Below are 26,222 nucleotides of genomic sequence, written 5' to 3'. Positions count from 1 at the left end.
CATGCTCGGCTGCGCCAATTGCAGCCGAGCATGGGCTCGGCTCTACACAAAAGCTCCTCAGCGCGAGGTGGAGGTGCTGACCAGTTCGTAGCGTTCGATGCGGCCCAGGCGGGCAACCTCGGCCTGCACGTCGGCGCGTTGCTTCAGCGCACGCCAGGCCGCATCGATCTTCACGTCACCGGGCAGCGACGGATAGGTGCGCATGTCCTGCAGGGAGGCCAGTGTCTCGCCGCGCTCGACGGGTGAGCGCAGCTGTTCGATCAGCACGGCAGCGGCGCCGTCGAGATTGCCCTCGTCCAGCAGCATCTCGCGCTGGAACAGGCGCGCGTCATCGCCCTGGGCCAGGATCGCTGCACGCGCGGCCTGTTCGGCCTTCGCATCGCCACGTTCACGGGCGGCAACGAACTGCAGCAGTGCCTGGGCCGCCTTGCCGTAACCGGCCAGGCCCGGCATGTCATTCACCGCGGTGGCGGCATCCTGCATGCGGCCCAGCGAACTGAACACGAATCCGACGTTGAACTGGTGCTCGGCACCATCCGGGCCCAGTGCGCCGATGCGTGCGGCCAGTTTGGCTGCCGCCAGCGCATCATCGGTACGGCCCAACCGGCGCAGCGCCGTAAGCCGGCTGTTGAGCAGCCACGCCACCCATTCGGCTTCCGCCGCCGAGGGCGACTCGCCTTCGGCCGCCGCACTGGCCATGCCATCGGTCAGTGCCAGCACTTCCTCGTTGCGGTCCAGCATCAGCAGCGTGCTGCTGAACTCGGCCATGCGTGCATCCAGCGCCCGGTCGAGCAGGCCGGAAACCCGCAGTTCGTCGAGGTGCTTCTGTGCAGCCTGCACCGGATCGAAGCGGGCATCGGCGCGGTCGACATAGCGGTCAAACCGTTTGTCACTGCGCAGGCGGATGATTTCGGCGGGACCGGTGATGCGCGCCAGCGTGGCGGGAATATCGTCGCCACGGCCGTTGTCGGCCTGCAGCGTGGCCAGTGCCAGCCACATTCCGGTGGGTTCCAGGCCGCCGCTCTTCCAGCCGTTGTCGAACAGCGCCTGCAGCAGTTCCATGCGCTGCTGCGGCTGGTCCCGCAGGCGGAACTGCAGGTAGTTGATCGCGTGGCGGTCCACCGGCAACGGCGCGTCGGCATGCTTCAGTGCCTGCACCAGGTGCTTCGTGGCGGGCGCTGGTTGGTTCTCGGACAGTTCCACCGAGACCAGGGTCAGCAGGATCTGCGCATCGTCCGGCAGTGCTTCCTGAGCGCGCTGCAGGTAGCGGCGGGCCTGATCCGGCTTCTTCTGCACCATCGCGGTCCAGCCGGCCACCTGCGCGGCGCGGCCGCGATGTTCGGCATCGAAGTCATCCAGCATCGGATCTTCCATCAGCCGTTCCATCGCGATCAGCGCGCCCAGCGTGTTGCCACTGCGCGACTGCTGGATGGCCTCATCCCATCGCGTGGCATAGGCCTGGTGCATTGCATCGGCGGTGACGGACGGCTTCTGTGGCACCACCGTGATCGAGGCGGTGGCGGATGAACTGGCCAATGCGGCAATCAGCAGGGCGGCGAGGGGGAGGATGCGGGGCATGGAGGATCTCCATCCGTGGGAACCGCATTGAACCCGCTGCAGCCAGCGAGAACAAGCGCGATGGATGGAACTCTGGCGTTTGGCCGTACGATTGGCCATGGCGGATCGTGCGTTCAGCGTCTATTGTCGGTGCCTCTTCAGGCAGCAGGCAGGCAGCGCAGCACGATGGCACGGTGGCAATGGATGGCGGCAGGCGTAGCGTTGGCGACGGTAGTGGCATTGGCTGCGACCTGGTGGGAGACACCGCTGCATACGCTGGCTGAACCGGTGGGTCCGGTTCCAACGCCGCTGGCGTGGACCGCGCAGATCGAACCGCTGGCCGGCGATGGCCACCCGGGTAACCGCGACGGCGCCGCCGCGCAGGCACGTTTCGCCGATCCCTACGCGTTGCTGCGCAGTGCCGATGGCAGCGTCTATTTCACCGATGCCGGCGACAACAACCGGATCCGTCGCCGCCTTCCCGATGGCCGTGTTGAAACGGTGGCCGGGCAGGGCGAGGGGCGCGTCGATGGCCCGGCACTGCAGGCCAGTTTCAATACGCCCTCGGGCATTGCCGCCGACGCGCAGGGCAACCTGTATGTGGCCGACACCGGCAACCATGCGATCCGCCGGATCGGCACCGATGGGCAGGTGACCACGCTGGCGGGTGGTGAACAGGGCTATGCCGATGGGCCGGCCGCGCAGGCGCGCTTTGATGCGCCGATGGGCATCGCGGTGGACGCGCAGGGCCAGGTCTACGTGGCCGATACCTACAACGACCGCATCCGGGTGATCGGTACTGATGGCAACGTGCGCACCCTTGCCGGCGGTGAGCGCCCGGGAATGGCCGATGGCGTGGGCGCTGCGGCGCGCTTCGATACGCCGGTGGCACTGGCCTTCGATGCGCAGGGCGCGCTGCTGGTGGCCGATCTGTTCAACAACGCGGTACGCCGCATAGGCGCTGATGGCACGGTCAGCACCGTGGTCGCCGCCGGTGGCGTGATCAATGGGCCGCTGTCGCTGGCCACCACCCACGATGGCGTGCTGTACGTGGGCGACATGGATGGCCGCATCGTGCAGGTGACGCCGCAGGGCCACCAGATCGCGCTGGTCGGCAATGGTCGCCTGCCGCGCCTGGCCCGCCCCAGTGGCCTGGCGATGGATGCCGATGGCAGCGTGCTGGTGGCCGACGCCGCCAGCTACCGTCTGCATCGCCTGCGCCCACTGCCGGTAGGCGAGCTGCCCGCGCCGGCACTGGTCGGCCCGGCCGCCGATGCCGCCTTGCCCGATACCGGCGGGCGCTGGCCGTTGGCGCCGCAGGATGGCTGGCACGAAGTGGTCGGCACACTGGGTGAAGTGCGCGGCAACTTCACCGGCGAGAGTCGCCATCACCTGCACGGTGGATTCGACGTGCGCGGTGATGTGGGCCAGACCGTGCTGGCGATCGCCGATGGCAAGATCAGCAGCCCGATGGCGGCCTGGAGCCTGGGCGAGCAGGCCGAAGGCCTGGCGGTGGACCGCCTCAAGTACATCCACATGCGGGTGGGCCGCACCCCACGCAATGAACCGTTCGATGCGCGCTGGCAGGCGCTGTACGACGAGCAGGGCAGGCTGGAGCGGATGCGCGTGCGCCGCGGCATGCGTATCCACGTCGGCGATCGCCTGGGCAGCATCAACAACCAGGCGCATGTGCACCTGGCCGTGGGTACCGGTGGTTTCGAGACCAACGCCGTGGCGCTGGGCTTCAAGAACTACGCCGACCACTTCGCACCGCGCATCACCGATGTGGCGCTGCTGGACGACACCGACCAGCCCATGGCCGCCGGCAGCGACGGCGTGGTGATGGTGGCGCGGCAGGGGCGTGGCGTGCAGATCGTGATCGAGGCCTGGGACCAGGTTGACAACAATTTGCCGCGTCGACGCCTGGGCATGTACCAGGTGGGCTACCAGATCCTCGATGCGGCTGGGCAGCCGCTGCAGGGTTACGAGCAGCCGCGCTGGAACATCGTGTTCAACCGCATGCCGCCGCAGAAGGAAGCGGTGCGCGTGGCCTACGCCCCCGACAGTGGGATCACCGTGCATGGCAGCGCGGTGACCCGTTTCCGTTATCTGGCCACCAACACCGTGCGTGACGGCCTGATGGAAACCGGGCGTTGGCAGCCGTCGGCGCTGCCGCCGGGTGAGTACATCGTGCGCGCCAGCGTGCGCGACTACAGCGGCAACGAAGGCATCGGCCCGCGCGAGATCAGGGTACGGCTGCTGCCATAGCGGCAGCCGGGGCGCCGCAGCGTTCGCGCTCGGCGTCCATGTCTTCCAGCGGCCGCACTTCGATGCTGCCGAAGCGTGCCCACGGGAAGTCGCGGGCGATGCGCATGGCTTCGTCGCGGTCGCGGGCGACGATCAGGTTGAAGCCGGCCAGCAGTTCACGGGTTTCGGCGAACGGACCATCCAGTACGCGACTGTGGCCATCACGCACGCGCAGGGTCTGCGCGGTGTCGACCGGCTGCAGCTTCTGTGCGGCCAGCAGCGTGCCCTCGGCCTGCAGCTTGTCGGCGTGGGCGAGGCAGTCGCGCATCAGCGCGTTGAATTCTTCGATGGGCAGGGCCTGCAGCAGGGCAGGCTCGATGTAGATCAGAAGCAGGTACTGCTGCATGGCACGATCCTGGCGGGGGCGGGGTGCCCATGATGGCGCAGGTTTGCCTGCCGGCATGCTGCAGCGCGAAAAGCCGCCTGCGGCGGGCGATCGGCGAACGGCGGAGCCCCTCCGTGGTGGGGTGGGTTGGTCGCTGAAAGCGGGTTTCCTGAGGGTGGGCCGGGCGGGTGGGATTGGCGGGGACGCCGTGAACCCGTCCATGGGGGCTTAGCCGCGCCATCCATGGCGCGGATACCCCGCCAACCCCACCCGCCCGGCCCCAGACAGATTCCGGCGGCCGATCCACCACGGGAAATCAACAACAAGAGCAAAAGCGGGTCGCTTCGCTCGCAAAGCAGAGGCCGCCAGCCAACCGCCGTTGCTTTTGCTGTTGCTGTTGCTGTTGCTGTTGCTTTTGCTTTTGCCTTTTCTCTTGATCTTCCCGTGGTGGGTACCGGAGGCAAGAAACTGTCCAAGGCCGGGTGGGTAGGCGGGGCGGGGGTGTCCGCGGCATGGATGCCGCGGCCAAGCCCCCATGGATGGGTTTACGGCGTCCCCCGACCCGCCTACCCACCCGGCCAAACCCATGAACCCGAGCTTTCAGCGACCAACCCAAACCCGCCACGGAGGGGCTCCGCCGTTCGCCGCCTCCCGCCGAAGGCGTGCTTTCCACGCAGAAAAAAAATTTCCGGAAACGTGTCGATTCCGATGACCCTGGTTCGTTGTACCCAGTGAAGGGCACGCACCACGCGTCCCCACGGGAGACTGCAATGAAAGTGATGGTGATCGTGAAGGCCAACGCCGACTCTGAAGCCGGCCGCATGCCCAGCGAACAGGAACTGTCCGAAATGGGCGCCTTCAACGAACAACTGGTGGCCGCCGGCATCATGCTCGCCGGTGAAGGCCTGCACGCCACCCAGCGCGGTCGCCGCATTCACTTCGGCAGTGGCGCACCCAGGGTCGAGGCCGGTCCGTTCGGTCCCGCCAGCGAACAGATCGCCGGTTTCTGGCTGTGGGACGTGCGGTCGCTGGAGGAAGCTGTCGAGTGGGCCAGCCGCGCGCCGTTCGGCAGTGGCGGCACGCTGGAACTGCGCCCGCTGATCACCGCCGAAGACTTCGGTGAAGCCTTCACCCCCGACTTACAGCAGCAGGAACAGCGTCTGCGTGCACAGCTGGAAGGTTGACCCGATTCATCTCCCTGCCGGGCAGGACCCGGCACTACTGCCCTGAACCGCACAACGGAGTATTGCCATGAAACTGATTCCCTTCCTCGGCTTCAGCGGCCAGGCCCATGAGGCGATGGCGTTCTACGCCAAGGCACTCGGTGGCCAGGTCACGTCGGAAATGAAATACCGCGACATGCCGCCCTCCGATGGCTCGCCAGGCTGCAACGAGATGCCGCCGGAAACCCTCGACCACGTTGCGCACAGCCAGCTGGAAATCGGCAGCGCCATCGTGATGGCGGCCGATGGTCCCGGCGGTGGCGAGGGCGGCTCGACCACCATCAATGTCGACGTCGACAGCATCGAAGAAGCCGAACGCGTGTTCGCTGCGCTGGCCGAAGGTGGCCAGGTGCAGATGCCGATCGCCGAAACGTTCTGGGCGCACCGCTGGGGCATGCTGATTGATCGCTACGGCAAGCCGTGGATGGTCAATTGCATGAAGCAGCCCTGATCCCTCCCTCTTTCCTCTTCATCCACAAGGAGCGTTACCAATGAGTGCACCACAACCGCAGATGATCTTCGTCAACCTGCCCGTGCAGGATCTGGAGAAGTCCAAAGCGTTCTTCACCGCGCTGGGCTACAGCTTCAATCCAACCTATACCAATGACGATGCGGCTGGCATGGTCATCAGCGAGAGCATCTACGTGATGCTGCTGACCCAACCTTTTTTCCAGCAGTTCACCAACAAGCCGATTGCCGATGCGCGCACCCACACGGAAGTGATCAATGCGCTCTCGGCACCCAGTCGCGAGGCCGTTGATGTGCTGGTGGACAAGGCACTGGCCGCCGGCGCCAGCGAGCCGCAGCCGGCGCGCGACCTGGGCTTCATGTACCAGCGTGGCTTCCAGGACCTGGATGGCCATCTCTGGGAAATCGCACACATGGACGGCGAGCCGGGCTGACGGCCGCCGCAAGGGAGAACCCTCATGGCTTACGTGGATGCTTACGTGCTGCCGTGCCCGCAGGACAAGGTGGCGGCCTACCGCCGCCTTGCCCGCAAGGCCGGCGCGGTGTGGAAGGACCATGGCGCGCTGCAGTACATGGAGTGCGTGGCCGACGACGTGGAACCGGGCAAAAGCACGTCATTCCCGCGCGCGGTGAAAGCCAGGCCCGGTGAAACGGTGATCGTCGCCTTCGTGGTGTTCCGCTCGCGTGCGGCACGCGACCGCATCAACGCCAGGGTGATGGCCGACCCGCGGCTGGCGTCGCTGGGCCCGAAGGACATGCCGTTCGATACCAAGCGCATGTTCTGGGGCGGCTTCAAGCCCATCGTCGAAGCGTGAGCCATGGCGCTTGTGCGGGCCGGGCGTGCGTGCTGTGATCGGCGCATGCTCGATCCCGCACTGACGCAGCGTCTGGAAACCCTCTGGCGGATGGAGTCGCCGGTGTTGATCGCGCGCCTGGCGCGGCTGCTCGGGGGCGATGTCGGCCGCGCCGAGGAGCTGGCCCAGGACACCTGGCTGGCCGCGCTGGAGCGCTGGCCGGAGCAGGGCATCCCGGACAATCCCGGAGCCTGGCTGATGACCACTGCGCGCAACCGTGCCATCGATGTGCTGCGCCAGCACCAGCGCGTGGCGCAGCAGCATGCGCAATGGGGTGAGGAACTGCATCCGGCACCCCTGCCAGCGCCGGATGACAGCCAGGCGCTGGAAGATGACCTGGGGGACGACCTGCTGCGGCTGATGTTCGTGGCCTGCCATCCGGTGCTGCCGGCCGACGCGCGGGTGGCACTGACCCTGCGCCTGCTCGGTGGCCTGACCACGACCGAGATCGCCCGCGCCTTCCTGCAGCCCGAGCCGACCATCGCCCAACGCATCGTGCGCGCCAAACGCACCCTGGCGCAGAAGCAGGTGCCCTATGAAGTGCCGCGCGCGGAGGCGATGCCCGAGCGGCTGGCTTCAGTGCTGGAGGCGATCTACCTGGTCTTCAACGAAGGCTATGCGGCCAGTGCCGGTGACGACTGGATGCGTCCGGCGCTGTGCGACGAGGCACTGCGACTCGCGCGCATTCTGGCGCACCGGCTGCCGGTGCCGCCGGTGCTGGGCCTGCTGGCGCTGATGGAGCTGCAGGCCTCGCGTGCCGCAGCACGGACCGATGCGCAGGGCGTGCCGGTGCTGCTGGACCAACAGAACCGCGCTCGCTGGGACTGGCTGCAGATTGAACGCGGGCAGCAGGTGCTGGCGCGCGCGCTGGCCGCCGGTGGCGGCGACGATCCCTATGTGCTGCAGGCGCGCATCGCAGCGTGCCATGCGGCGGCGCGGCGTCCCGAAGATACCGACTGGCCGCGCATCGCAACGCTCTATACGCAGCTGTTGCAGGTGCAGCCCTCGCCAGTTGTCGCATTGAACCGCGTGGTGGCGATACTGCGCAGCGACGGTGCCTTCGTGGCCTGGGCGCAGCTGCAGCCGTTGCTGGTGGACGCGCGACTGCGCGAGTACGCGCCGCTGCAGGTGGTGCACGGGGAGCTACTACAGGCGTTGGGACGCGACTTGGACGCACGTCACGCTTTTGCGGAAGCCGCCAGACTCAGCCAGAACCAGGCAGAGCGCGGCCTGCTGCGGCAACGGGCTGGTCTGCCTCCCGCGGAGTGACCCCGACGAAGGCAGCACTTGTCGGCAGCCCCGTGAGCCGTTATGTTTCGCGCCCAGCGGACGCGTCAGCGTCCACTTTCCATGCGTATTGACCGAGGAGCGGTTGGATGTATTCAAGGACGAAGAGCGCATCGCGCGCTTTTGCGCGCCTGCTTGCCTGTGCCCTGTGCCTGGCCGTATGGCCGATGGCCGTGCAGGCGGCAGACAAATCACAGCAGGCCTATTGGGCCGGTTTTGCCTACACCGCTGATGCCGCCGCCGTGCAGGCGACCACGCCGCATGCGCATGCGGTGCTGGAACAGCGCGGCCTGATTCCGTTGAACCAGGCGCTGGCACAGTCGCTCAAGCGCCGCACCCCGGCCCACCTGCAGCTGATCGACCAGCCGGTGGCGATGCTCGACGGCACCACCAGCGCGACCGTGCTGGCCGCGGCACTGGACCGCGAACTGGTCTCGGTCGAGCCGATCGGTGACCAGTACAAGGTGCTGGTGGAAGTGGCGCTGCAGGCGCTGTTCTTCGACTTCCGCGAGCGCCAGGTGATCGCGTCCTATCCGCTGACCCTGCAGCGCATCGACGTGCAGGATTACCGGCCGGACAACGACGATATCGACGCGATCGTTGCCGATCTCCTGTACGGCAGTGCCGATACCAGCCTGTCGCAGGTGCTGGCCGCCAGCCTCGCCCAGGCCAAGCTGCCCGATGCCGCCGTGCGTCGCCTGCAGGTCGGTGGCGTAACCCTGTCCGACGCGGTCCGCGCCAAGCTGCCCGACCCGAGGTGGGACGCCCCGCTGCGTGCCACGCTGGCCCACGAACTGTCCAAGACGCTGTCGTCCAATACCGGCGTCGGCCTGTTGCCGCCGGCCTCGGGCCAGGCGATCGGTGGTGCGATGGCGGCGCGCTTTGCCGACGGCAAGGTCTACCAGCTGAAGATTCCCGAGCCGGACTACGTCATCAACCTGCAGGTGGATGCGTTGAAGAACGGCGTGATCGAAGAAACCCCGGCGATGAAGACGATGCTGTTCGGCGCGTTCTTCACCGCCAAGGTGACCGAGCCGTTCTCCGGCAAGGTCTATTTCGAACAGCCGCTGCGCAAGGGGGCCACCAAGGTGGTGCCGGTCACGCAGTGGCAGGTCGACCAGTGGTCGGCCAGCTACGAAACCCTGCTGGCGGGCCTCGATGCCTTCGCCGGCGCCGCCGCCAAGCGCGCCGATTCGCGCGGCTGGCTGGACGAACAGAAGCCGGGCGGCCGCCCGTTGCAGCAGCAGACCCAAGCCCTCCAGGAGTTGATCAAGTCATGTCGTTGATGCGTACCATCCTGCTCATCCTCATCGCCCTGGTGGTGGCCTCGCCGGTCGCTGCGCAGACCGCCAGTTCGCGCGGTACTGGTTCGGCCAGCTACGGCCTGCGCCTGAGTGCCGACACCCGTGCCCAGGCCCTGAACAAGGCCAAGGTCAATGCACTGGAGGCGTACATTGCCGAAACCGGTGCGGCCAAGCTGCGCCTGTTCGAAGCGCGCCGCGCCGAGTTCATCGGCGAGATCGACCGCTACGTGCTCAGTGCCGTGCAGCTGTCGGACACCGAAGACAAGAAGGCCAAGACCTACACCGTCACCGTCCGCGCCGAGATCAACACCACCCTGCTGCAGACCAAGCTGGATGCAGGTTCGGCCGTGGCCGGTGCCACCGCCGCCCAGCGCTCGCTGCTGACCTTCCTGTTCATGGCGCGCTCGCAGGACACCGTGCAGTCGTTCCAGGACAAGGAATACCGCCGCGTCGACGCCAGCAGCAGCTACAGCGAGAACACCCGTGAAGGCGACAGCTTCCGCGGCAACTCGGTCAGCACCAACGGCAGCATCAACCAGAACGGTTCGATGTCGGTCACCAGCGGTGGCAGCACCACCCAGCGCAGCGACAACATCAGCTGGAAGGTGGCCAACGCGGCCGAAGTGAACACCGCGATGACCGGTGCCTTCAGCGCCGCCGGCTACGAAGTGGTCGAAGCCGAATACGTGGAAGGCGAGTCGCGCGGCCTGCTCAGCATCGAGCGCATCCGCAAGGACTTCAGCACCGGCAACGACCTGGCTCCGGCCACCCTGCGTGATACCGCCAACGGCATTCGTGCGGCCAACATTCCGTACATCGCCGTCGGCACCCTCGACGTCGGCATGCGCGACCGCGATCCGGCCAGCGGCAACACCCGCGTGTTCGTCACCGTTACCGGCAAGGTGCTGGACGTGACCGGTCGTTTCCCGCGCACCGTGTCGTCGGTGGGCCCGGTGCAGTTCTCCGGTACCGGTCCGAACGAAACCGTCGCCCGTACCAACGCGCTGCAGCTGGCGGCTGAAAAGGCTGCCCAGCAGATGATCAACGAACTGAACGTCAAGGCGGTCCGCTGACGTTACCGCTGCGCTCGCCGGGCATGGCCCGGCGCTACCGGCTCTGGTGGGTGCCGAGCTTGCTCGGCACTGACTCGCTGCCATCCCCGATCTCGCGTGCCGCGCTGCGGCCGTCTCTCTCATAAAGGAAATCCCATGATCCGCACTACCGCTCTTGTCGTGGCCATCGCTGCCGCCACCCTGTCGATGCCGGCCCACGCTGGCCTGGGCAAGCTGAAGGACCTGGCCGGTGCCGCCACCGGCACCTCCAGCAGCAGCGCCTCCAGCGCCGCCGCTCCGGACGAAGCCGCGCAGGAAGCGCTGGTGCGTCGTTTCGTTACCTCGCAGTCGCACTCGCTGCAGGCCCAGACCTCGTTCGCCCGCGCCTTCGGCCTGGCCGAGCAGGTGCAGCTGCTGGAAGCCGAGCGTCAGGCGCTGTCGTCGGGTTCGGTCAGCGTCGATGCGATGAAGAAGTCGGTGTCGGTCAGCGAAGCGGCGCAGGCGGCGATCAACGAGCGCCAGGCCGCACAGCCGGAACTGAACGCTGAATCCAAGCAGCACTACGCCGAAGGCCTGGTCTCGCTGCTGTCCTCGGCGGCCGAAGCACAGAAGCTGGGCGGCGAAGCCAGCAACTTCACCGCCGGCATGAAGAACCTGGGCGCGACCCAGCTGGCCACCGTCGGCCGCAAGCTGGCGGCAGGTGCATGGGTGGCCAAGGAATCGCCGGGCTTCATCCAGGGCCTGTACGGCTCGACCAAGTCGGCCGTGACCTTCGCCAAGAAGAGCAAGGTGAAGGTGCCGTCCAACGCCGATTCGATGCTCGACAAGCTCTGATCCGAGGCGAATCTCCATGCGTATGACCTACCGTTTGATCGGCCTGGGCCTGGCTGCCACGCTGCTTGCAGCCTGTGGCAAGCAGGACACCCCGGCCGCCGCGCCCGCCAAGGACAAGGCAACCAGTGCACTGGCCAGCAATGCGCCCGTGGAAGCAGCGCCCCTGCGTGGCACGCCGGATTTCGGCGGCACCACCCAGGTCGCGCGCGAAGCCGACGGCATCGGCAGCACCCCGGAACTGGCGGTGCTGGCGGCATTGCAGTCGGCGGTGGCGCAGGTCAACGGCGTACGCGTGGCCAGCCAGATGCAGAGCCTGCGTGCAGGCCTGCATGTGGATGTGGATGACGAACACGTCGGCGATATCCGCGCCGACGCGTTCACCCAGCAGATGATCGCCGGCTCGCAGGGCGCGGTGCTGGGCTATGAAATCCTGTCGCAGGAAGAAGTGCGGCAGCTGGACGAGGAAACCATCGCCCGCGTGCGCGCCAGCGACGAAGGCTGGAGCTTCAAGGGCTCGGCGTCGGCCAGTGCGTCCGGCGAAGCCTCGGCCAAGGGCGGTTCGGCCTCGGCCAGTGTCAAGCAAAGCTACGACGAGAAGGTGAGTGTTGATGCCAAGCGTGGCGCCAGCTCCTACGATTCCGATGTGACCCATCGCAGCATGCGCAGCTACTGGAAGGTGCGCGTGCGCGCACAGATCGCCCAGTACCGTGCACCGGACGAGCAGGGCAAGCCGAAGATCGTGGTTGCACTGCCGCGCACCAAGGCCGGCAGCTACGCCGTGGGCGACGGCCGCGTGGACGCGGACGAAGTGGCCGACGCGATCCGCGCACGCCTGTCCGACACGCTGACCCAGACCCAGCGCTTTATCGTGCTGGACCGCGAGTTTGGTGACGAGCTGCAGGCCGAGATCGACCACATCAACAGCGGCAACGTGCGCCTGCAGGACACCGCACGCGTGGGCCAGCAGCTGGCGACCGACCTGATCCTGATCCCGACCATCGAACGTTTCGAATACCCGCGCAGCGTGCGCAACCTGCGCATGTCCGACCGCCAGGTGACCTCGTACTCCGGTGGCGGGCGCATCACTCTGCGCCTGATCAACGCCACCACCGGCCAGGTGGTGATGTCCGACAGCTTCGACCACCAGCTGGCCTCGACCGGCCCCAGCACCCTGCCGCGCGTGGTCAACGGTCGCAACATGGCGGCGGCGATGATGGAGTCGCTGTCCGGCCAGATCGGCACCACCATCGTCACCACGCTGTTCCCGGTGTCGGTGGTCTCGGTGGACGGCGACCAGGTGGTACTGAGCCAGGGCGGCGAAACGCTGCAGGCTGGCCAGCGCTGGCAGGCCGTGCGCCTGGGCGAAGAACTGAAGGACCCGCAGACCGGCCGCTCGCTGGGCCGCAGCGAACACCCGTGCTGCACCATCCGCATCGATCGCGTGGCTGCACAGACGTCCTACGGCACCATCGAAGACGGCGTCGACGCGATGCGCGGCGGCTTCCGCCCGGGCCAGATCGAACTGCGCCAGAAGCTGGGCAGCAAGCCGGCAACGGCCGCCGCAGGCGCGACCGCCTCGGCCGCTCCCGCCGCCGCCGCACGCCCGGCCGCCAAGCCGAAGCCCAAGGCCGCGGCGGCCCCGGCCGAAGACCCGAACTGGTAACAGGCTCAAGCAACACACAGATGGGGTCAGAGCCCTTTCCCGACGGGAAAGGGATCTGACCCCTTCGTGTTTCCGAGCGTGTCGACCAAGGTCGACACCTACCAACAGCAGCGGGAATCTGTCGAAGGCGGGGTGGGTCCGGTTGCGGGGGCGTGAGCCGCATGGATGCGGCGACCGAGCTTACATGGACGTACTTGCAGCGACCCCCGCAACCGGACCCACCCCGCCATCCCACGGAATGCCGCTGTTGCTTCGGCTGTTGCTGTTGCCCTGGCCTCTGCAGGTGCAGGGCGCAGCCCTGCCGAATCCCATTACACTCCAGAAGGATTTCCCTGCTGGAGAGAGCAATGAAGCGAGTAGCACTGGGCCTGCTGGCCCTGTCAGTGTCGAGCGCACTGATGGCCGCCACCCCGAAATTCGACGGCGCGCGGATCTCCGCCGACGTCAAGGAACTGGCCTCCGACGCCTACGAAGGCCGCTCCCCGGCCACCGCCGGCGAAGAGAAGACCATCGCCTTCCTCAGCAAGCAGTTCGCCGATGCCGGCCTGCAGCCGGGCGGTGCCCTCAAGGATGGCAAGCGCCTGTGGACCCAGGCCGTGCCGCTGCGCAAGGGCGACATCGTCGGCACACCGCAGCTGGCGCTGCATCAGGGCGGCAAGACCGTTGCGCTGGAGCAGGGCAAGCAGATCGCCGTGCGCGCCGCCATGAACGGCGCCAGCAACGTCGATATCAGCAAGGCGCCGCTGGTGTTCCTCGGCTACGGCGTGAAGGCCCCGGAGCGCAACTGGGACGACTTCAAGGGCGTGGACCTGAAGGGCAAGATCGCCGTCGTGCTGATCAACGACCCGGACTTCGAGACCGGCCAGGGCGACTTCGACGGCAAGGGCATGACCTACTACGGCCGTTGGACCTACAAGTACGAAGAAGGTGCCCGCCAGGGCGCGCTGGGCGTGCTGATCGTGCACGAGACCGCACCGGCGTCGTACGGCTGGGCCACCGTGGCCGGCTCCAACACCAACACCATGTTCGACGTGGTGCGTGACAACCCGGCCGACAGCCACCCGCTGCTGGAAGGCTGGATCCAGCGCGACCTGGCCGTGGAGCTGTTCCGCTCGGCCGGGCAGGACTTCGAAGCGCTGAAGAAGAAGGCGCAGCAGCGCGACTTCACCCCGGTGCCGCTGACCGGCGCCAGCCTGGACGCGAAGTACGCGGTGAAGACCGAAGTGATCACCTCGCACAACGTGGCCGCGCGCCTGGAAGGCAGCCGCCACCCGGACGAGACCATCGTCTACAGCGCGCACTGGGACCACATCGGCGTGGGCGAGCCGGACGCGCGTGGCGACCGGATCTTCAATGGCGCACTGGACAACGCCAGTGGCACCGCATCGCTGATCGAACTGGCGCGCGGCTTCGCCAAGGCCAAGCGCCCCGAGCGCTCGGTGCTGTTCCTGGCGGTCACCGCCGAGGAAAAGGGCTTGCTGGGTTCGGAGTACTACGCCACCCATCCGCTGTACCCGCTGGAAAAGACCGTGGCGGTGATCAACATGGATGGCATGGCACCGTTCGGGCCGTCGCGTGATTTCGGCATCTACGGCGCCGCGCGCTTCGAGCTGCTGGACCAGCTGAAGGACGTGGCCAAGGGCTGGGACATCCGCTACACGCCGGACCCGAAGCCGGAAGCCGGCCTGTTCTTCCGCTCCGATCACTTCCCGTTCGCCAAGCGTGGCGTGCCGGCGCTGTCCTGGTCGGCCGGCCAGGACTGGGTGGATGGCGGCGTGGCCGCGGGCAAGAAGGCCTCCGAGGACTACACCGCCAAGCGTTACCACCAGCAGGGCGACGAATGGCAACCGGACTGGGTGTTCGCCGGTGCCGCCCGCGACCTGGAAGTGCTGTACACGCTGGGTAACCAGCTGGCCAATTCGCGCAGCTGGCCGAACTGGAGCAGGGACGAGTCGTTCCGCGCCGTGCGTGACGCCAGCGCCGACCAGCGCAAATAACGGCGTTCGGTAGTGCCGGCCGCTGGCCGGCATTGCCCCCGCCCGGAAACGCCGGGCCATGCCCGGCGTTTCCGTAACGGCTTCCATCCCCGCTTTCGGGCCCTTCGTCGCAGCCCGCTTGTTTGCCCGGCGGGCCGCCCTATGCTCGGCTCACCCCCTTCCTCCAAGGCGCCGCCGTGTTTGCCAGCCTCTCTCTCCTGCTTCGTCACCTGCTGGCCTGGGCTGCGGCGCTGTTTGTCGCCGGCATGGTCTGGAGCGGCATCTTCAGCGGCATGAACGATGGCCCGGGCTGGATCTTCGGCCTGCTGGCGATGTTCCTGATGATTTCCGCGCTGGGCAGCGCGATTACCCATGTACGCCGCGTCTGGCTGGTCGCCGGCCGGCTGGATTCGACCACGCTCTCGGGCCGCCAGCGCCGCCAGGTGGAACTGCCGATGGACGCCGGCCAGGCATTCTCGGTGGTGGAAGCGGCCATCGCCGAACTGCCGCGCGTTGAAGACGTGGAAAGTTCGGCCGGCAGCCTGCAGGTACGGGCCTACGTGCGCCGCGTGGATGCCTGGAACGGCCGCCAGCCGTCGCGCTGGAATCTGCCGGCTCGGCTGGCGATCAAGCGCAACAGCGTGCTGGCGACGGTCACGCCGGGGCAGGGCACCAGTACCGTCACTCTGCTGTTTGAACCGGATGCCGGCTGGTGGGCCGACCTGCTGGCGCTGGATGAGGGCAGCAACTTCGAGAACGCCGAAGCGGTCACCCGCGCGATCAGCCGCCGTGTTGCCGACCAACGTCGCGACGAGCAGGCCGCAGCCGAGCAGACCCAGGTGGAAAAGGAACTGTCGGTGGCCCGGTTGAATCTGCTGCATGCGCAGGTGGAACCGCACTTCCTCTACAACACGCTGGCCAACGCGCAGGTGCTGACCCGCACCGACCCGGCACGTGCCGACCAGATGCTGGGCCACCTGATCCAGTACCTGCGCAGCTCGTTGCCACAGGTGGACGAATCGCTGTCCACGCTGGGCGTGGAGCTGGAGCGCACCCGTGCCTACCTGGAGATCCTGCGTATCCGCATGGGCGCACGGCTGGGGGTGGAGGTGCAGGTGCCGAACGAGCTGCACGGCGTGCAGCTGCCGGCGATGGCGCTGCAGACGCTGGTGGAGAACGCGATCAAGCATGGCCTGGAACCCAAGCCCGGCGGTGGCACGATCTGGATCCTGGCGCGTGGCTTCGATGACCATGTGACGGTGACGGTGGCCGATGATGGCCTCGGCTTCGGCCAGGGCACCAGCGGTACCGGCATCGGCCTGAAGAACCTGCGCGAGCGCCTGCGCCTGACCTGCGGTGAGCAGGCCGGCGTGGCGATCGTCGCCAACTTCCCCAGCGGCGTGGCCGCAACCATGACCCTGCCGCAGTCGAGCAAGGAGCGCAGCCATGCCGCTTGAGGCGCTCATTGCCGAAGACGAGGAACTGCTGCGGCAGTCGCTGGTCGAGCAGCTGGGCCGGTTGTGGCCGGACCTGAAGCTGGTGGCCGAGTGCGAGGATGGCGCCAGTGCACTGGAGCAGCTGGCCGAGAAGCAGCCGGACATCGCCTTCCTCGATATTCGCATGCCCGGCATCAGTGGCATTGAAGTAGCCCGTTCGCTGTCCGAGCTGAGCCCGCGCACCCAGGTGGTGTTCGTCACCGCCTACGACCAGTACGCCATCGACGCGTTCGAGCAGGGCGCGATGGATTACCTGCTGAAGCCGGTCAGCGACGAGCGCCTGCTGGCCACCCGCGAACGCATTCTGTCGCGGCTGCCATCAACGCGCCAGGACGATGCCGTACTCGAGCGCCTGCTGCGGCGCCTGGGGCCATCGCAGGGTGCGGCAGAGCGCCCGCCATTGGCCTGGATCACCGCCAGCAACGGCCGCGAGACGCAGCTGATCATGCTGGAAGACGTGGCCTACTTCCGTGCCGACAACAAGTACACCACCGTGGTGACCGCTGCCGGCGAGAGCCTGTTGCGCACGCCGCTGCGCGAACTGCTGGAAGTGCTCGACCCGCAGCATTTCCGCCAGATCCATCGCTCGACCATCGTCAACATGAAGGCGGTGGCGGCGGTCAGCCGCGACGATACCGGGCGCGGCGTGCTGCGCCTGCGTGGGCGCACGGAGACGCTGGTGGTCAGCCAACCTTTCATGAGCCTGTTCCGCGGCATGTAGCCGCATCCTGGAGGCACCATGCGCCTGTTCCTGTTTGCCTGCATCGCTGCGTTGTCGTTGGCCGGCTGCGAAAAATCCCGCAACACCTCGATCACCCGCACCCATGCCAACGGCGTGGACACGCTTTACAGCAAGGGCAGCGTGGTCGACGGCGAGGCACGGTTCCAGTGCATCGCCAGCAGTAGTGGCCAATGCCACTACCTGGTGCTGGACCCAGCGTGCAGTACCGACGCCGCGTGTGCGACGCCACCATTGCGCCGGTTTGCCGTGGCGGTGGGGAAGACCGAGGCGATGCGTGACCTGCCCAGCGGCTTCCACCAGTGCGTCAGCCAGGACCGGATAGAACACTGCCACCGTGAGTGATCACGGTGGCAGTGTGGGTCCCCCCGCTTCCCTGAAGGGTCAGTAGGCAGGCTGCAGTGTCAGGTCGTGGTGGTGCTCGTTCTCGCCCACATGGTTCAGGCGGCCGACCAGTTCGGAGTGCTGCTTCATGCGCCCGATCTCGGTCATGATGCGGATGTCCTCGTGGCGCAGCTCGCGCTTGGCGGTGACCGCCTGCTTGTAGTCCAGCACTTCCGGATAGTGCTCGGCCAGGTCAAGCGCCTCGGCCACGTGCTCGACGCTGTCGGCTTTGGAGCTGATGCGGGCGCGGCTGTTGAACGCCTTCATCCAGCGCTCGAAGCCGGCCTGCTGATCGAACATGTTGGCCATGAACCAGATCACGAACAGGATCGACACCCACGAGCCGAACACGATCACCACGCGGGTGAAGGTGATATGGAAGTCGTCGCGCCACAGGTAGTTGGCGATCAGGCCCAGGATCAGCAGCGAGGCCGCCTGCCAGCCGACGATCGAGGCGATCAGCCACTGGCACTTGGCCTGGGCCAGCACAGCCACTTCATCGCGGATCTGCTGCTCGCTGAGGTTGCGCCAGTGCGCCACCTGTTTGTCGAACGGGCTGCTGTAGAGCTCGTTGTCGCGAAGCAGAATTCCCAAACCCTTGAACAAGGCAATCATGGCTGGCTCCTTGTGGAACGTGCGTCGATCAGCATTGGACGGTGTGGCGGATCCAGTTCTAGCACTTCCAGCGAGCCGTGCAATGGGGGCAATGCCAAGCGGCGCAAGGGTTTGACCGGTGGGAGTGAAAATTGATGCGATGCATCATCGCAGTCACGGCCTGCGACAGGATGTCGCAGGGTGAAACGTGCTGCGACCGCACATGAAACCGTCGCTGAGCGGGGAGGCTCGCCGCCGGAGGCGTGATCGCCGAGAATCGGAGCCAACCGCGCAAGACGCGACTGTTCTTCCGCCTCTCCTGGACCTGTGATGCCGGCTTTGCTGCAGCGACTCTCCCGCCCCGTCACGGCGCCGATCCGACGCTGGGTACTGGACGCCTTCCCGCGCGGCCAGAGTGGTATCGACTACGACCATCCGCAGGGCGATCCGGGCTGGTTCGGCCCGGACAGCGTCACCTGGCGGCTGCACGCCGAATTTCCCTCGATGCTCGCCGGTGGCCTGTGCGCGCTGATGCTGCAGACCCTGCACCCACGCGCGCTGGCCGGGGTCTATGACCACTCCAATTTCCGCCAGGACCTGGTGGGTCGGCTGCGCCGCACCACGGCCTTCGTTGCCGGCACCAGCTATGCGCCCAGCGGCGAGGTGGAGGCGCTGGTGGCCAGGGTGCGCCGCATCCATGCGCAGATCCGCGGCCAGACCGCGCAGGGCGAGCCCTACGCCGCCGACGATCCGCAGTTGCTGACCTGGGTGCACGTGACCGAAGCCTTCGGTTTCCTGCAGGGGTTCCGACGCTACGGGCGCGAGGTGCCGGCGCACATCGCCGATCGCTATTACGACGAGTACCGTTGCGTGGCCGAGGCACTGGGCGCGGTGGATGTGCCGCGCAGCGAAGCGGAAGTGGCGGCGTACTTCTGTGCACGTCAGCCGGAGCTGCGTGTGGATGAGCGCTCGCGCGAGGTGCTGGAGGTGCTGTCCGGCGTGCGCCTGCCGGTACCGGTGCCGGGGCTGTCGCGCGAGGTGTTCCTCGGTGCGGGCGCGGCGCTGCTGCCGGACTGGGCCGAGGGCATGCTGGAACGCAGTGGCCGTCAGCGCGCCCAGGCTGCGGCGTCTGCGAAGCTGATGCAGGGTATGGCGCCGCTGTTCCGCCGTGCGCTGCCCGACGGCCTCGCCAGCCGCGCCTGTGCACGCATGGGCGCGCCGGTGGAGATCCTGCGCGAGTGGCCCGCGGTTGCCTGGTAGGTGCCAACCTTGGTTGGCACGCTTTTCGCGGTGCCGCGGAAGCGCCAACCAAGGTTGGCAGCTACCCGCAAGTGAAACGGGCGCCTTGTGGCGCCCGTTCCGGTCACATCACCACACCTTGACCCGCTTGTCCGGGGCCAGGTACAGCTTCTGGCCTTCCTTCACTTCAAACGCCGGGTACCAGGCGTCGATGTTGCGCACGGTCAGTGCGCGGAACTGGCCCGGTGCATGCACATCGGTCAGCAGCGAGTTGCGCAGCGCCTGCTCGCGGCTCTTGCTGCGCCACGCCTGGGCGAAGCCGAGGAAGAAGCGCTGGTCCGGGGTGAAGCCCTCCAGGGTCTGGCCCGGCTTGCCCTGCAGCGACAGCTGGTAGGCGTCGTAGGCGGTACCCAGGCCAGCCACGTCGGCGATGTTTTCGCCCAGGGTCAGCTTGCCGTTCACATGCACGCCCGGGAACGGCTCGTAGCTGCTGAACTGCGCGGCCAGCGCATCACCGGCGGCGTTGAACTGCTTCAGGTCCTCGGCGGTCCACCAGTTGTGCAGCTTGCCGTTTTCGTCGAACAGCGCGCCGGCGTTGTCGAAGCCGTGGCTGATCTCGTGGCCGATCACTGCGCCGATCGCACCGTAGTTCACCGCGTCGTCGGCGGCACCGTCGAAGAACGGCGGCTGCAGGATCGCGGCCGGGAACACCAGGCGGTTCTCCAGCGGCACGTTCATCGCGTTGATGGTCTGCGGCAGCATCGCCCACTCGCTGTGGTCGACTGCCTTGCCCAGCTTGGCGATGTTGCGCTGGTACTCGAACAGTTCGGCGCGCTGCGCATTGCCCAGCGCGTCATCACGGCGGATCTCCAGGCCAGTGTAATCACGCCACTTTTCCGGGTAGCCCATGCCCACGGTCAGGCCGGCCACCTTGGCCTTGGCGCTGGCCTTGGTCTGCGGCGACATCCACGCGAGCGCATCGATGCGCTTGGCGAAGGCGGCGATGATGTTCTTCGCCATCTCGTCCGCGCGTTCCTTGGTCCTGGCGTCGAAGTGCTTCTCGACGTAACGCTTGCCGATCGCTTCGCCGACGGCATGGTTGGCGTCGTCCACCGCACGCTTCCAGCGGTCGCTCTGCTGCGGCGTGCCGCTCAGCGCGGTGCCGTGGAAGGCGAAGCGGGCATCGGCGAACTTCTTCGGCAGGTAGGCAGCGGCGCGGTCCAGCGCGTGGAAGGCCAGGTAGTCCTTCCAGGCATCCAGCGGCTCGGTGGCGACCAGCTTGGACAGGCCGGCCACGGCCTTGGGCTGCCAGACGATGAAGTCCTGCTGCTTGCCCAGTGCGGCCGCGTCGAGGAAGGCGCTCCAGTCCATGCCCGGCGCCTTCGCATTGAAGTCGGCCTGGGTCCACGGATTGGCACCCTTGGTCACGTCATTGGTTTCTTCCTGGGTGGCGTGCGCCTGCGCGATCTTCGTTTCCAGCGCGAGAATGCGCTGTGCCTTGCCCGCCGGATCGGCGACGCCGGCCAGCTGCAGCATCTGTGCGATGTAGGCCTGGTACTGCTTGCGCAGCTCGGCCATGCGGCCACCGCCCAGGTAGAAGTCGCGGTCGGGCATGCCCAGGCCGCCCTGCACCAGGTACGGCGCGGTGCGGTCCGGCTGCAGCAGGTCCACCGACACCCACAGGCCGAACAGGCGGTCGGTGTAGAAGTTGGTGGCATTGAGCAGGTCGACGTCGGCGCGCAGGTCGCCGCCCAGGGCACGGGCCAGGCCGGCCTTGTCGGCGATCGCGTCGATCGCCTTCAGCTGCGGCTGTACCGGCGCAATGCCGTGCTGCTCGATGCCGGCCTCGTCCATGTAAGCAGCGTAGTAGTCGCCGATCAGCTTGTCGTCACCGCTGGCCTGGGTGTTGCCGGCGGCGCCCTCAAGAATGGCGCGGGTGTCGGCCAGGGTCTTCTCGGCGATGACGTTGAAGCTGCCGAAGCGCGAGCGGTCGGCCGGGATCTCGGTGTTCTTCACCCAGGTGCCGTTGGCGAAGCCGAAGAAGTCATCACCGGGGGCAATGCTGCGGTCCATGCCGCTGGCATCGAAGCCGAAGCTGCCCAGCATCGGCTTGGCCGCAGCGGGTGCAGCTTCGGCGGGCTTGGCGTTGCCAGCGGCCGGATCGGCCGGGCGGTCGCAGGCGGCCAGGGTCAGGCTGGCAACAATGGCCAGTGCCAGGGTGGGACGGCGCAGCTTGGACATGGACTTCTCTTGCAGCGGAAAACCCCAAGTCTAATCCGCTCCGCCCCGGCTGGCCCTCCCGTTGTGGCACCTGCCCTGTGCGGGATCTGGCTGAACGCGCGGAAGCGATCTTCACGCCGTCACCGGGGTGGTGCATGCTGGGCCCGGGAACCCTGCGCGGGCACGGGGAGGTGGCCATGCGGGGTGGGGTCAGGCGTCAAGAATGGCGTCCGCCGGCCGTTGAGGTCGGGGACGTGGAGGATTCGTTCGCGCATGAAGCCAGCCGACTGCACAAGGAACACCCGCCGATGCCCGCGCTGAAACGCGCGTTGGCCCGCCCGCTGCGCGCCATTACCTGGGGCGGAGTGCTGCTGGGCGTGCTGCTGGTAACCGGCCTGACCCTCATGCTGGTCAATGACTACCACCGCCGCCTGGAAGCGGCACAGCGGCAGAGCCGGGCGCTGGCGGTGGGCAGCGAGCGCCTGCTGGCGCTGGAACTGCGCAACCTGGAGCGGGCCATGTCCGGCATCGCCGCCGACGCCGCCGAGCTGTTCCGCAGCGTGCCCGCGCAGGCGCCGGCCTTGATGGATGCCTCCATCGGCGGGGTGCTGGGCCGGCATGCCGAACTGCACAGCATCGCCGTGCTCGACCGCCATGGCCGACCGTTGACGGCCGGCGAGGGCGACCTGCAGCTGCCGCTGTGGACCGACCCGCAGCGTCGTGGCCAGGGCAGCGCCCTGTACATCGGCCCGCCGCAGCGGGCCAGCGACGGCGGCTGGGTGGTGCCGCTGGCGCTGCCGATGGCCGGCGAACGCTGGCTGCTGGCACGGCTGCGCTGTGGCGAACTGCAGCGCATCGTCGGCGGCCTCGATGTCGGCCCCAACGGACTGGTCTCGATCAGCGATGCCGAGGGTTACATGCTGGCCCGCGTGCCTGATCCGCACGGCACGGTGGGTCGCCGCTACGGCCTGCCGCGCCGTGACCTGCTCGGCACGCAGGCGGTGGTCGAGCTGGGCAGCGTGCCGGGTGTGGTCGACGGCGTACCGCGCATCATGACCATCAGCACGCTGGAACACAGCCCGCTGGCGGTGCAGGTCGGCCTGGCCGACGAAGACGTACTGGCGCCGTGGTGGCCGTACCTGCAGGCGTCGGTGGCGATCGTACTGGCTTACATCGCGGTGTTGCTGGTGCTGCTGTACGCCGTGCGGCGCAGCACCCGCAGCCAGCAGGCGATGGCCGAGGAGCTGAAAACAGGCCACGCCGAGCTGCGTCTTGCGCACCAGGTCGGTCGTGTCTGTACCTGGTACGTGGATGAGGACGCCGCATTGCTGCGCTGGTCGCCGCTGGCGCGCGAGATCTTTGGCGTGCAGACCGATGCGCTGCCGGTGGCCGATTTCTTCGCACGCGTGCACCGCGACGATGCCGCGCGCCTGCAGCATGCCTTTGACCAGGCATTCGCCGGCGGCGCCGTGCTCGACCAGGTGTTCCGCCTGGTATTGCCCGGGGGCGAGGTGCGCTGGGTGGGCGCGCGTGGGCAGCGGGTGGAAGTGGCCGACAGCGAGCGGCGCATGATCGGCGCGCTGACCGACCTGAGCGAGCGTTACCAGGCGCGCGAGCAGGTGAGCGAAGTGGAACGGCGCTTCCGGCTGCTGTTCGACCGCAATCCTGCACCGTTCTGGGTGTTCGACCCGGATACGCTGCGCTTCATCGAGGTCAACGACGCTGCGGTGCGCCAGTACGGCTACAGCCGCGACGAGTTCCTGGCGATGAGCATCCTCGACATCCGCCCGCGCGAAGGCTGGGACGAAGTGCGTGGTGCCATCCAGCGCGCACAGGTGGGCGATCCTCCGGACGCGACCGTGCGCCTGCACCGGCGCAAGGATGGCAGCGTGTTCGAGGTGCGCGCACACCTGTCCAAACTCGATTTCGACGGACAGCCGGCGTGCCTCGTGCTGGCCGAGGATGTCAGCGAACGGCTGGCCTACGAGCGTGACCTGGCCTATCGGGCACGGCACAACCCGGCCACTGGCCTGCTGAACGTGCGCGCCCTGACCGAACAGCTGGATGAGCAGGAACAGAGTTACACCATCGCCTTCGTGCAGTTGCGTGGCCTGCAGCTGGTGGCCGATACGCTGGGCCGTGAGATCGGCGATGCGGTGCTGCAGTCGATGGCGACCCGGCTCGGTGGACTGGGCGCGCGTTGCGGCACGCTGGCATTCCAGCCGGCGGAAGACTTCGTGTTCGCGATCGGGGCCGAGCACGATACCCCGCGCGTGCTGGACGACCTGCTGCAGATCGTGTCGGCGCCGATGCGTGGCAAGGATTCGCTGCACCAGTTCGAACCGCGCATCGGTGTGGCCGTGCACACTGCCGGTGACGGCCACAGTGCCGAGCAGGTGATCGGCATGGCCGCGCAGGCCGCGCACGCGGCACGCGCCGAGGGCAACGTGGTGGTCTGGTTCGATGCGGCGGTGACCACACGGCTGGCCGACCGGCTGCGCCTGGCCGGGCGCATCCATGCCGCCATCGACAACGAATTCCAGCTCTATTTCCAGCCGATCCGGCATGCCAGCGATGGCACCCCGGCCGCCTTGGAGGCGCTGCTGCGCTGGCCGCAGGCCGACGGCAGCTTCATCCCGCCCAACGAGTTCATCCAGCTGTGCGAGGAGACCGGGCTGATCCTGGCGCTGGGCCGCTGGGTGATCCGCGCGGCGGCGAAAGCGCAGCGCCGGCTGGTCGAGGCCGGTTGGGGCGAGCTGCCGATCGCGGTCAATGTATCGGCGGTGCAGTTCTTCAACAGCGACCTGGTGGCCGAGTTCACCCGTGCGCAGCAGGACTTCGGCCTGGCCCGCGGTGCCCTGCACGTGGAGCTGACCGAGAGCAGCCTGATGCGCAAGCCGGCGCAGGCGATGCAGACCATGCAGCGCCTGCACGAGCAGGGCATCAGCGTGTCGCTGGATGATTTCGGCACCGGCTATTCCAGCATGTCCTACCTGCAGCACCTGCCGCTGGACATCCTGAAGATCGACCGCAGCTTCGTCGCCGACGTGGAAACCAATCCGCGCAATGCCTCGATCTGCCGCGCGCTGTTGTCGCTGGGCCACAGCATGGGCCTGACCATCATCGCCGAGGGCGTGGAAACGCCGGGGCAGCTGGACTGGCTGGCCGCGCACGGCTGCGACCAGGTGCAGGGTTACCTGCTGGGGCGGCCGGCACCGCTGGAACGGATCATCGATGCGCTGGACGAAGTCGCTGCCTGAGCGGATCTCGGATTTGCCGGTCGCTGGCCGGCAAACACCAGACTCGTCTACACCCCGCTTTCCACCAGATGATCGATGAAACTGCGCACCTTCGGTGCCAGGTGGCTGCGGCTGGTGTAGACCGCGAAGATGCCGATCGGCGAGGCCTCCCACTCCGGCAGGATGCGCACCAGGCGACCATCGGCCAGCGCGTCTTCCAGCAGGAAATCCGGCTGCAGGATCACGCCCATGCCAGCAATCGCGGCTTCGCGCAGCACGTCGCCGTTGTTGGCGTGCAGCAGGCTGTTCACCGCCACCTTCACCTCACCACCGGGCCCCTGCAGCGGCCAGTTGTTGCCGGCGGCCCAGTAGCTGTAGCCCAGGCACGCGTGTGCCTGCAGGTCCTGCGGGGTCTGCGGGGTGCCGCGTGCGGCCAGGTAGGCCGGCGCGGCGCACAGGCTCACCCGCGATTCGCCCAGGCGGCGGGCGATCAGGGTAGGGCCCGGCTCGCGGGTGATGCGGATGGCCACGTCGTAGCCTTCCTCGACCATGTCCACGAGGCGGTCGGACAGGGCCAGGTCCAGTTCCACCTGCGGGAAGCGTTCGCGGTAGCTGGCCAGCAGCGGGCCGAGACGGGCGATGCCCCAGCTGACCGGTGCGTTGATGCGCAGCGTGCCCGAGGGCTCCAGCGCCTGCGCACCGATGCTGGCCTCCAGTGCGTCGAACTCGGCCAGCAGGCGCACGCACTGGGCGTAGTAGGCGGCGCCGGCACTGGTCGGGCTGACCCGGCGCGTGGTGCGGTGGAGCAGGCGGGTCGACAGGCGCTTTTCCAGTGCCGCGACCTGGCGGGTGACGCCGGCGGTGGACATGTCCAGGGCCTGGGCGGCGGCACTGAAGCCGTTGCGCTCGACCACCGCCACGAACACGCGCATCGCCTCGAGGGTGTCCATTGTTGCGCCTTCTGAAATAAATACGGTCAAACGATCGTATTTATCGGCCCGTGAAGGCGCAATAACCTGTGCCCATTCCCTTCAAGGTGCTTTCCGATGCACGCCACGACCCCTCCTGTTTCGCCGCTGGCGCCGTATGGCGCCACCCTGCTGCGCCTGGCCTTGGGCGTGCTGTTCCTGGTCCATGCGCTGATCAAGTTGCTGGTGTTCACCCCGGCTGGCACGGCGGCATTCTTCGAGTCGCTGGGGCTGCCGGGCGTACTGGGCTACCTCACCATCGGTGTCGAGCTGGTGATCACCGTCGCGCTGCTGCTGGGCATCTACGCGCGCTGGGTGGGCCTGGTCGGCGTGCCGCTGCTGCTGGGCACCATCGTCACCGTGCACGGCGCCAACGGTTTCGGTTTCGCCAATGCCGGCGGCGGCTGGGAATACCCGGCGTTCTGGGCACTGGCGCTGGTGGTGCTGTTCCTGGTCGGCGATGGCAAGTGGACACTGCGTTCGCGCTGATCGC

22 protein-coding genes are annotated in these 26,222 nt (G+C 67.5%); 17 read left to right on the top strand and 5 right to left on the bottom strand.

Features of this window, described 5'->3' with window-relative positions; all coding sequences use genetic code 11:
- Positions 1–57 precede the first annotated feature (57 nt).
- Positions 58–1,578 (bottom strand): tetratricopeptide repeat protein, encoded by a 1,521-nt coding sequence (locus AC5P6E_RS11485; protein WP_010484150.1) that lies wholly within the window; start codon positions 1,576–1,578, stop codon positions 58–60.
- Positions 1,579–1,743: 165 nt separating this feature from the next.
- On the opposite strand from AC5P6E_RS11485, the gene AC5P6E_RS11480 reads away from it, so the two are divergent.
- Entirely contained in the window at positions 1,744–3,825 is a 2,082-nt protein-coding gene (locus tag AC5P6E_RS11480) for a gluconolaconase (RefSeq protein WP_495230963.1), read from the top strand.
- Here AC5P6E_RS11480 and AC5P6E_RS11475 read toward each other — a convergent pair.
- Positions 3,803–4,210 (bottom strand): YciI family protein, encoded by a 408-nt coding sequence (locus tag AC5P6E_RS11475; protein ID WP_010484148.1) that lies wholly within the window; start codon positions 4,208–4,210, stop codon positions 3,803–3,805. The genes AC5P6E_RS11480 and AC5P6E_RS11475 overlap by 23 nt on opposite strands.
- A gap of 749 nt (positions 4,211–4,959) precedes the next feature.
- Here AC5P6E_RS11475 and AC5P6E_RS11470 point away from each other — a divergent pair.
- The 13 genes from AC5P6E_RS11470 to AC5P6E_RS11410 all read left to right on the top strand — a co-directional run bounded on the left by AC5P6E_RS11470 (position 4,960) and on the right by AC5P6E_RS11410 (position 17,430).
- On the top strand, positions 4,960–5,373 hold the full coding sequence (locus AC5P6E_RS11470; protein ID WP_043403334.1) for a YciI family protein: 414 nt from the start codon (positions 4,960–4,962) through the stop codon (positions 5,371–5,373).
- Positions 5,374–5,440: 67 nt separating this feature from the next.
- Positions 5,441–5,863, top strand: coding sequence for a VOC family protein (locus AC5P6E_RS11465; RefSeq protein ID WP_005407887.1), 423 nt, complete (start codon positions 5,441–5,443; stop codon positions 5,861–5,863).
- Between the two features lie 40 nt (positions 5,864–5,903).
- A complete protein-coding gene (locus tag AC5P6E_RS11460; protein ID WP_010484146.1) occupies positions 5,904–6,314 on the top strand; it encodes a VOC family protein in 411 nt (136 codons plus the stop codon).
- Between the two features lie 24 nt (positions 6,315–6,338).
- Entirely contained in the window at positions 6,339–6,695 is a 357-nt protein-coding gene (locus AC5P6E_RS11455; RefSeq protein ID WP_019660895.1) for a DUF1428 domain-containing protein, read from the top strand.
- Positions 6,696–6,740: 45 nt separating this feature from the next.
- The gene (locus AC5P6E_RS11450; protein ID WP_191863866.1) at positions 6,741–8,003 is read left to right on the top strand and encodes an RNA polymerase sigma factor; all 1,263 of its coding nucleotides are present in this window, start codon (positions 6,741–6,743) and stop codon (positions 8,001–8,003) included.
- Between the two features lie 107 nt (positions 8,004–8,110).
- Positions 8,111–9,307, top strand: a complete 1,197-nt coding sequence (locus AC5P6E_RS11445; protein WP_191863865.1) for a hypothetical protein — start codon at positions 8,111–8,113, stop codon at positions 9,305–9,307.
- Positions 9,298–10,398 (top strand): hypothetical protein, encoded by a 1,101-nt coding sequence (locus tag AC5P6E_RS11440; RefSeq protein ID WP_019337987.1) that lies wholly within the window; start codon positions 9,298–9,300, stop codon positions 10,396–10,398. The genes AC5P6E_RS11445 and AC5P6E_RS11440 overlap by 10 nt, the downstream gene beginning before the upstream one ends.
- A gap of 135 nt (positions 10,399–10,533) precedes the next feature.
- Entirely contained in the window at positions 10,534–11,211 is a 678-nt protein-coding gene (locus AC5P6E_RS11435; protein ID WP_019337988.1) for a hypothetical protein, read from the top strand.
- A 16-nt stretch (positions 11,212–11,227) separates the two neighbouring features.
- The gene (locus AC5P6E_RS11430) at positions 11,228–12,874 is read left to right on the top strand and encodes a CsgG/HfaB family protein (protein WP_100447564.1); all 1,647 of its coding nucleotides are present in this window, start codon (positions 11,228–11,230) and stop codon (positions 12,872–12,874) included.
- A gap of 347 nt (positions 12,875–13,221) precedes the next feature.
- Positions 13,222–14,871: a M28 family metallopeptidase gene (locus AC5P6E_RS11425; protein WP_495230962.1), complete on the top strand. Its 1,650-nt coding sequence runs from the start codon at positions 13,222–13,224 to the stop codon at positions 14,869–14,871.
- Positions 14,872–15,047: 176 nt separating this feature from the next.
- Positions 15,048–16,307 (top strand): sensor histidine kinase, encoded by a 1,260-nt coding sequence (locus AC5P6E_RS11420; protein ID WP_010484138.1) that lies wholly within the window; start codon positions 15,048–15,050, stop codon positions 16,305–16,307.
- A complete protein-coding gene (locus AC5P6E_RS11415) occupies positions 16,297–17,067 on the top strand; it encodes a LytR/AlgR family response regulator transcription factor (RefSeq protein WP_010484137.1) in 771 nt (256 codons plus the stop codon). Before AC5P6E_RS11420 ends, AC5P6E_RS11415 begins: the two co-directional genes overlap by 11 nt.
- Before the next feature lie 18 nt (positions 17,068–17,085).
- Complete coding sequence (locus AC5P6E_RS11410; RefSeq protein ID WP_019336400.1) at positions 17,086–17,430, top strand: hypothetical protein; 345 nt, start codon at positions 17,086–17,088, stop codon at positions 17,428–17,430.
- Positions 17,431–17,469: 39 nt separating this feature from the next.
- Here AC5P6E_RS11410 and AC5P6E_RS11405 read toward each other — a convergent pair whose 3' ends face one another.
- Positions 17,470–18,084, bottom strand: coding sequence for a hypothetical protein (locus AC5P6E_RS11405; RefSeq protein WP_010484135.1), 615 nt, complete (start codon positions 18,082–18,084; stop codon positions 17,470–17,472).
- Between the two features lie 309 nt (positions 18,085–18,393).
- On the opposite strand from AC5P6E_RS11405, the gene AC5P6E_RS11400 reads away from it, so the two are divergent.
- The gene (locus AC5P6E_RS11400; RefSeq protein WP_019336401.1) at positions 18,394–19,323 is read left to right on the top strand and encodes an oxygenase MpaB family protein; all 930 of its coding nucleotides are present in this window, start codon (positions 18,394–18,396) and stop codon (positions 19,321–19,323) included.
- Between the two features lie 108 nt (positions 19,324–19,431).
- Here AC5P6E_RS11400 and AC5P6E_RS11395 read toward each other — a convergent pair whose 3' ends face one another.
- On the bottom strand, positions 19,432–21,543 hold the full coding sequence (locus AC5P6E_RS11395) for a M13-type metalloendopeptidase (protein ID WP_019336402.1): 2,112 nt from the start codon (positions 21,541–21,543) through the stop codon (positions 19,432–19,434).
- A gap of 176 nt (positions 21,544–21,719) precedes the next feature.
- Between AC5P6E_RS11395 and AC5P6E_RS11390 the strand changes: the two genes are divergently transcribed.
- Positions 21,720–24,782 (top strand): bifunctional diguanylate cyclase/phosphodiesterase, encoded by a 3,063-nt coding sequence (locus AC5P6E_RS11390; protein ID WP_043451339.1) that lies wholly within the window; start codon positions 21,720–21,722, stop codon positions 24,780–24,782.
- Positions 24,783–24,829: 47 nt separating this feature from the next.
- On the opposite strand, the gene AC5P6E_RS11385 is transcribed toward AC5P6E_RS11390, so the two are convergent.
- Entirely contained in the window at positions 24,830–25,711 is an 882-nt protein-coding gene (locus tag AC5P6E_RS11385; protein ID WP_019336404.1) for a LysR family transcriptional regulator, read from the bottom strand.
- A 96-nt stretch (positions 25,712–25,807) separates the two neighbouring features.
- On the opposite strand from AC5P6E_RS11385, the gene AC5P6E_RS11380 reads away from it, so the two are divergent.
- Entirely contained in the window at positions 25,808–26,218 is a 411-nt protein-coding gene (locus AC5P6E_RS11380; protein ID WP_019336405.1) for a DoxX family protein, read from the top strand.
- The last annotated feature ends 4 nt before the right edge of the window (positions 26,219–26,222 follow it).

It is taken from the genome of Stenotrophomonas sp. YJH_SMC_16 (assembly GCF_059367875.1).
This window is presented reverse-complemented; position numbering and strand designations above follow the sequence as displayed.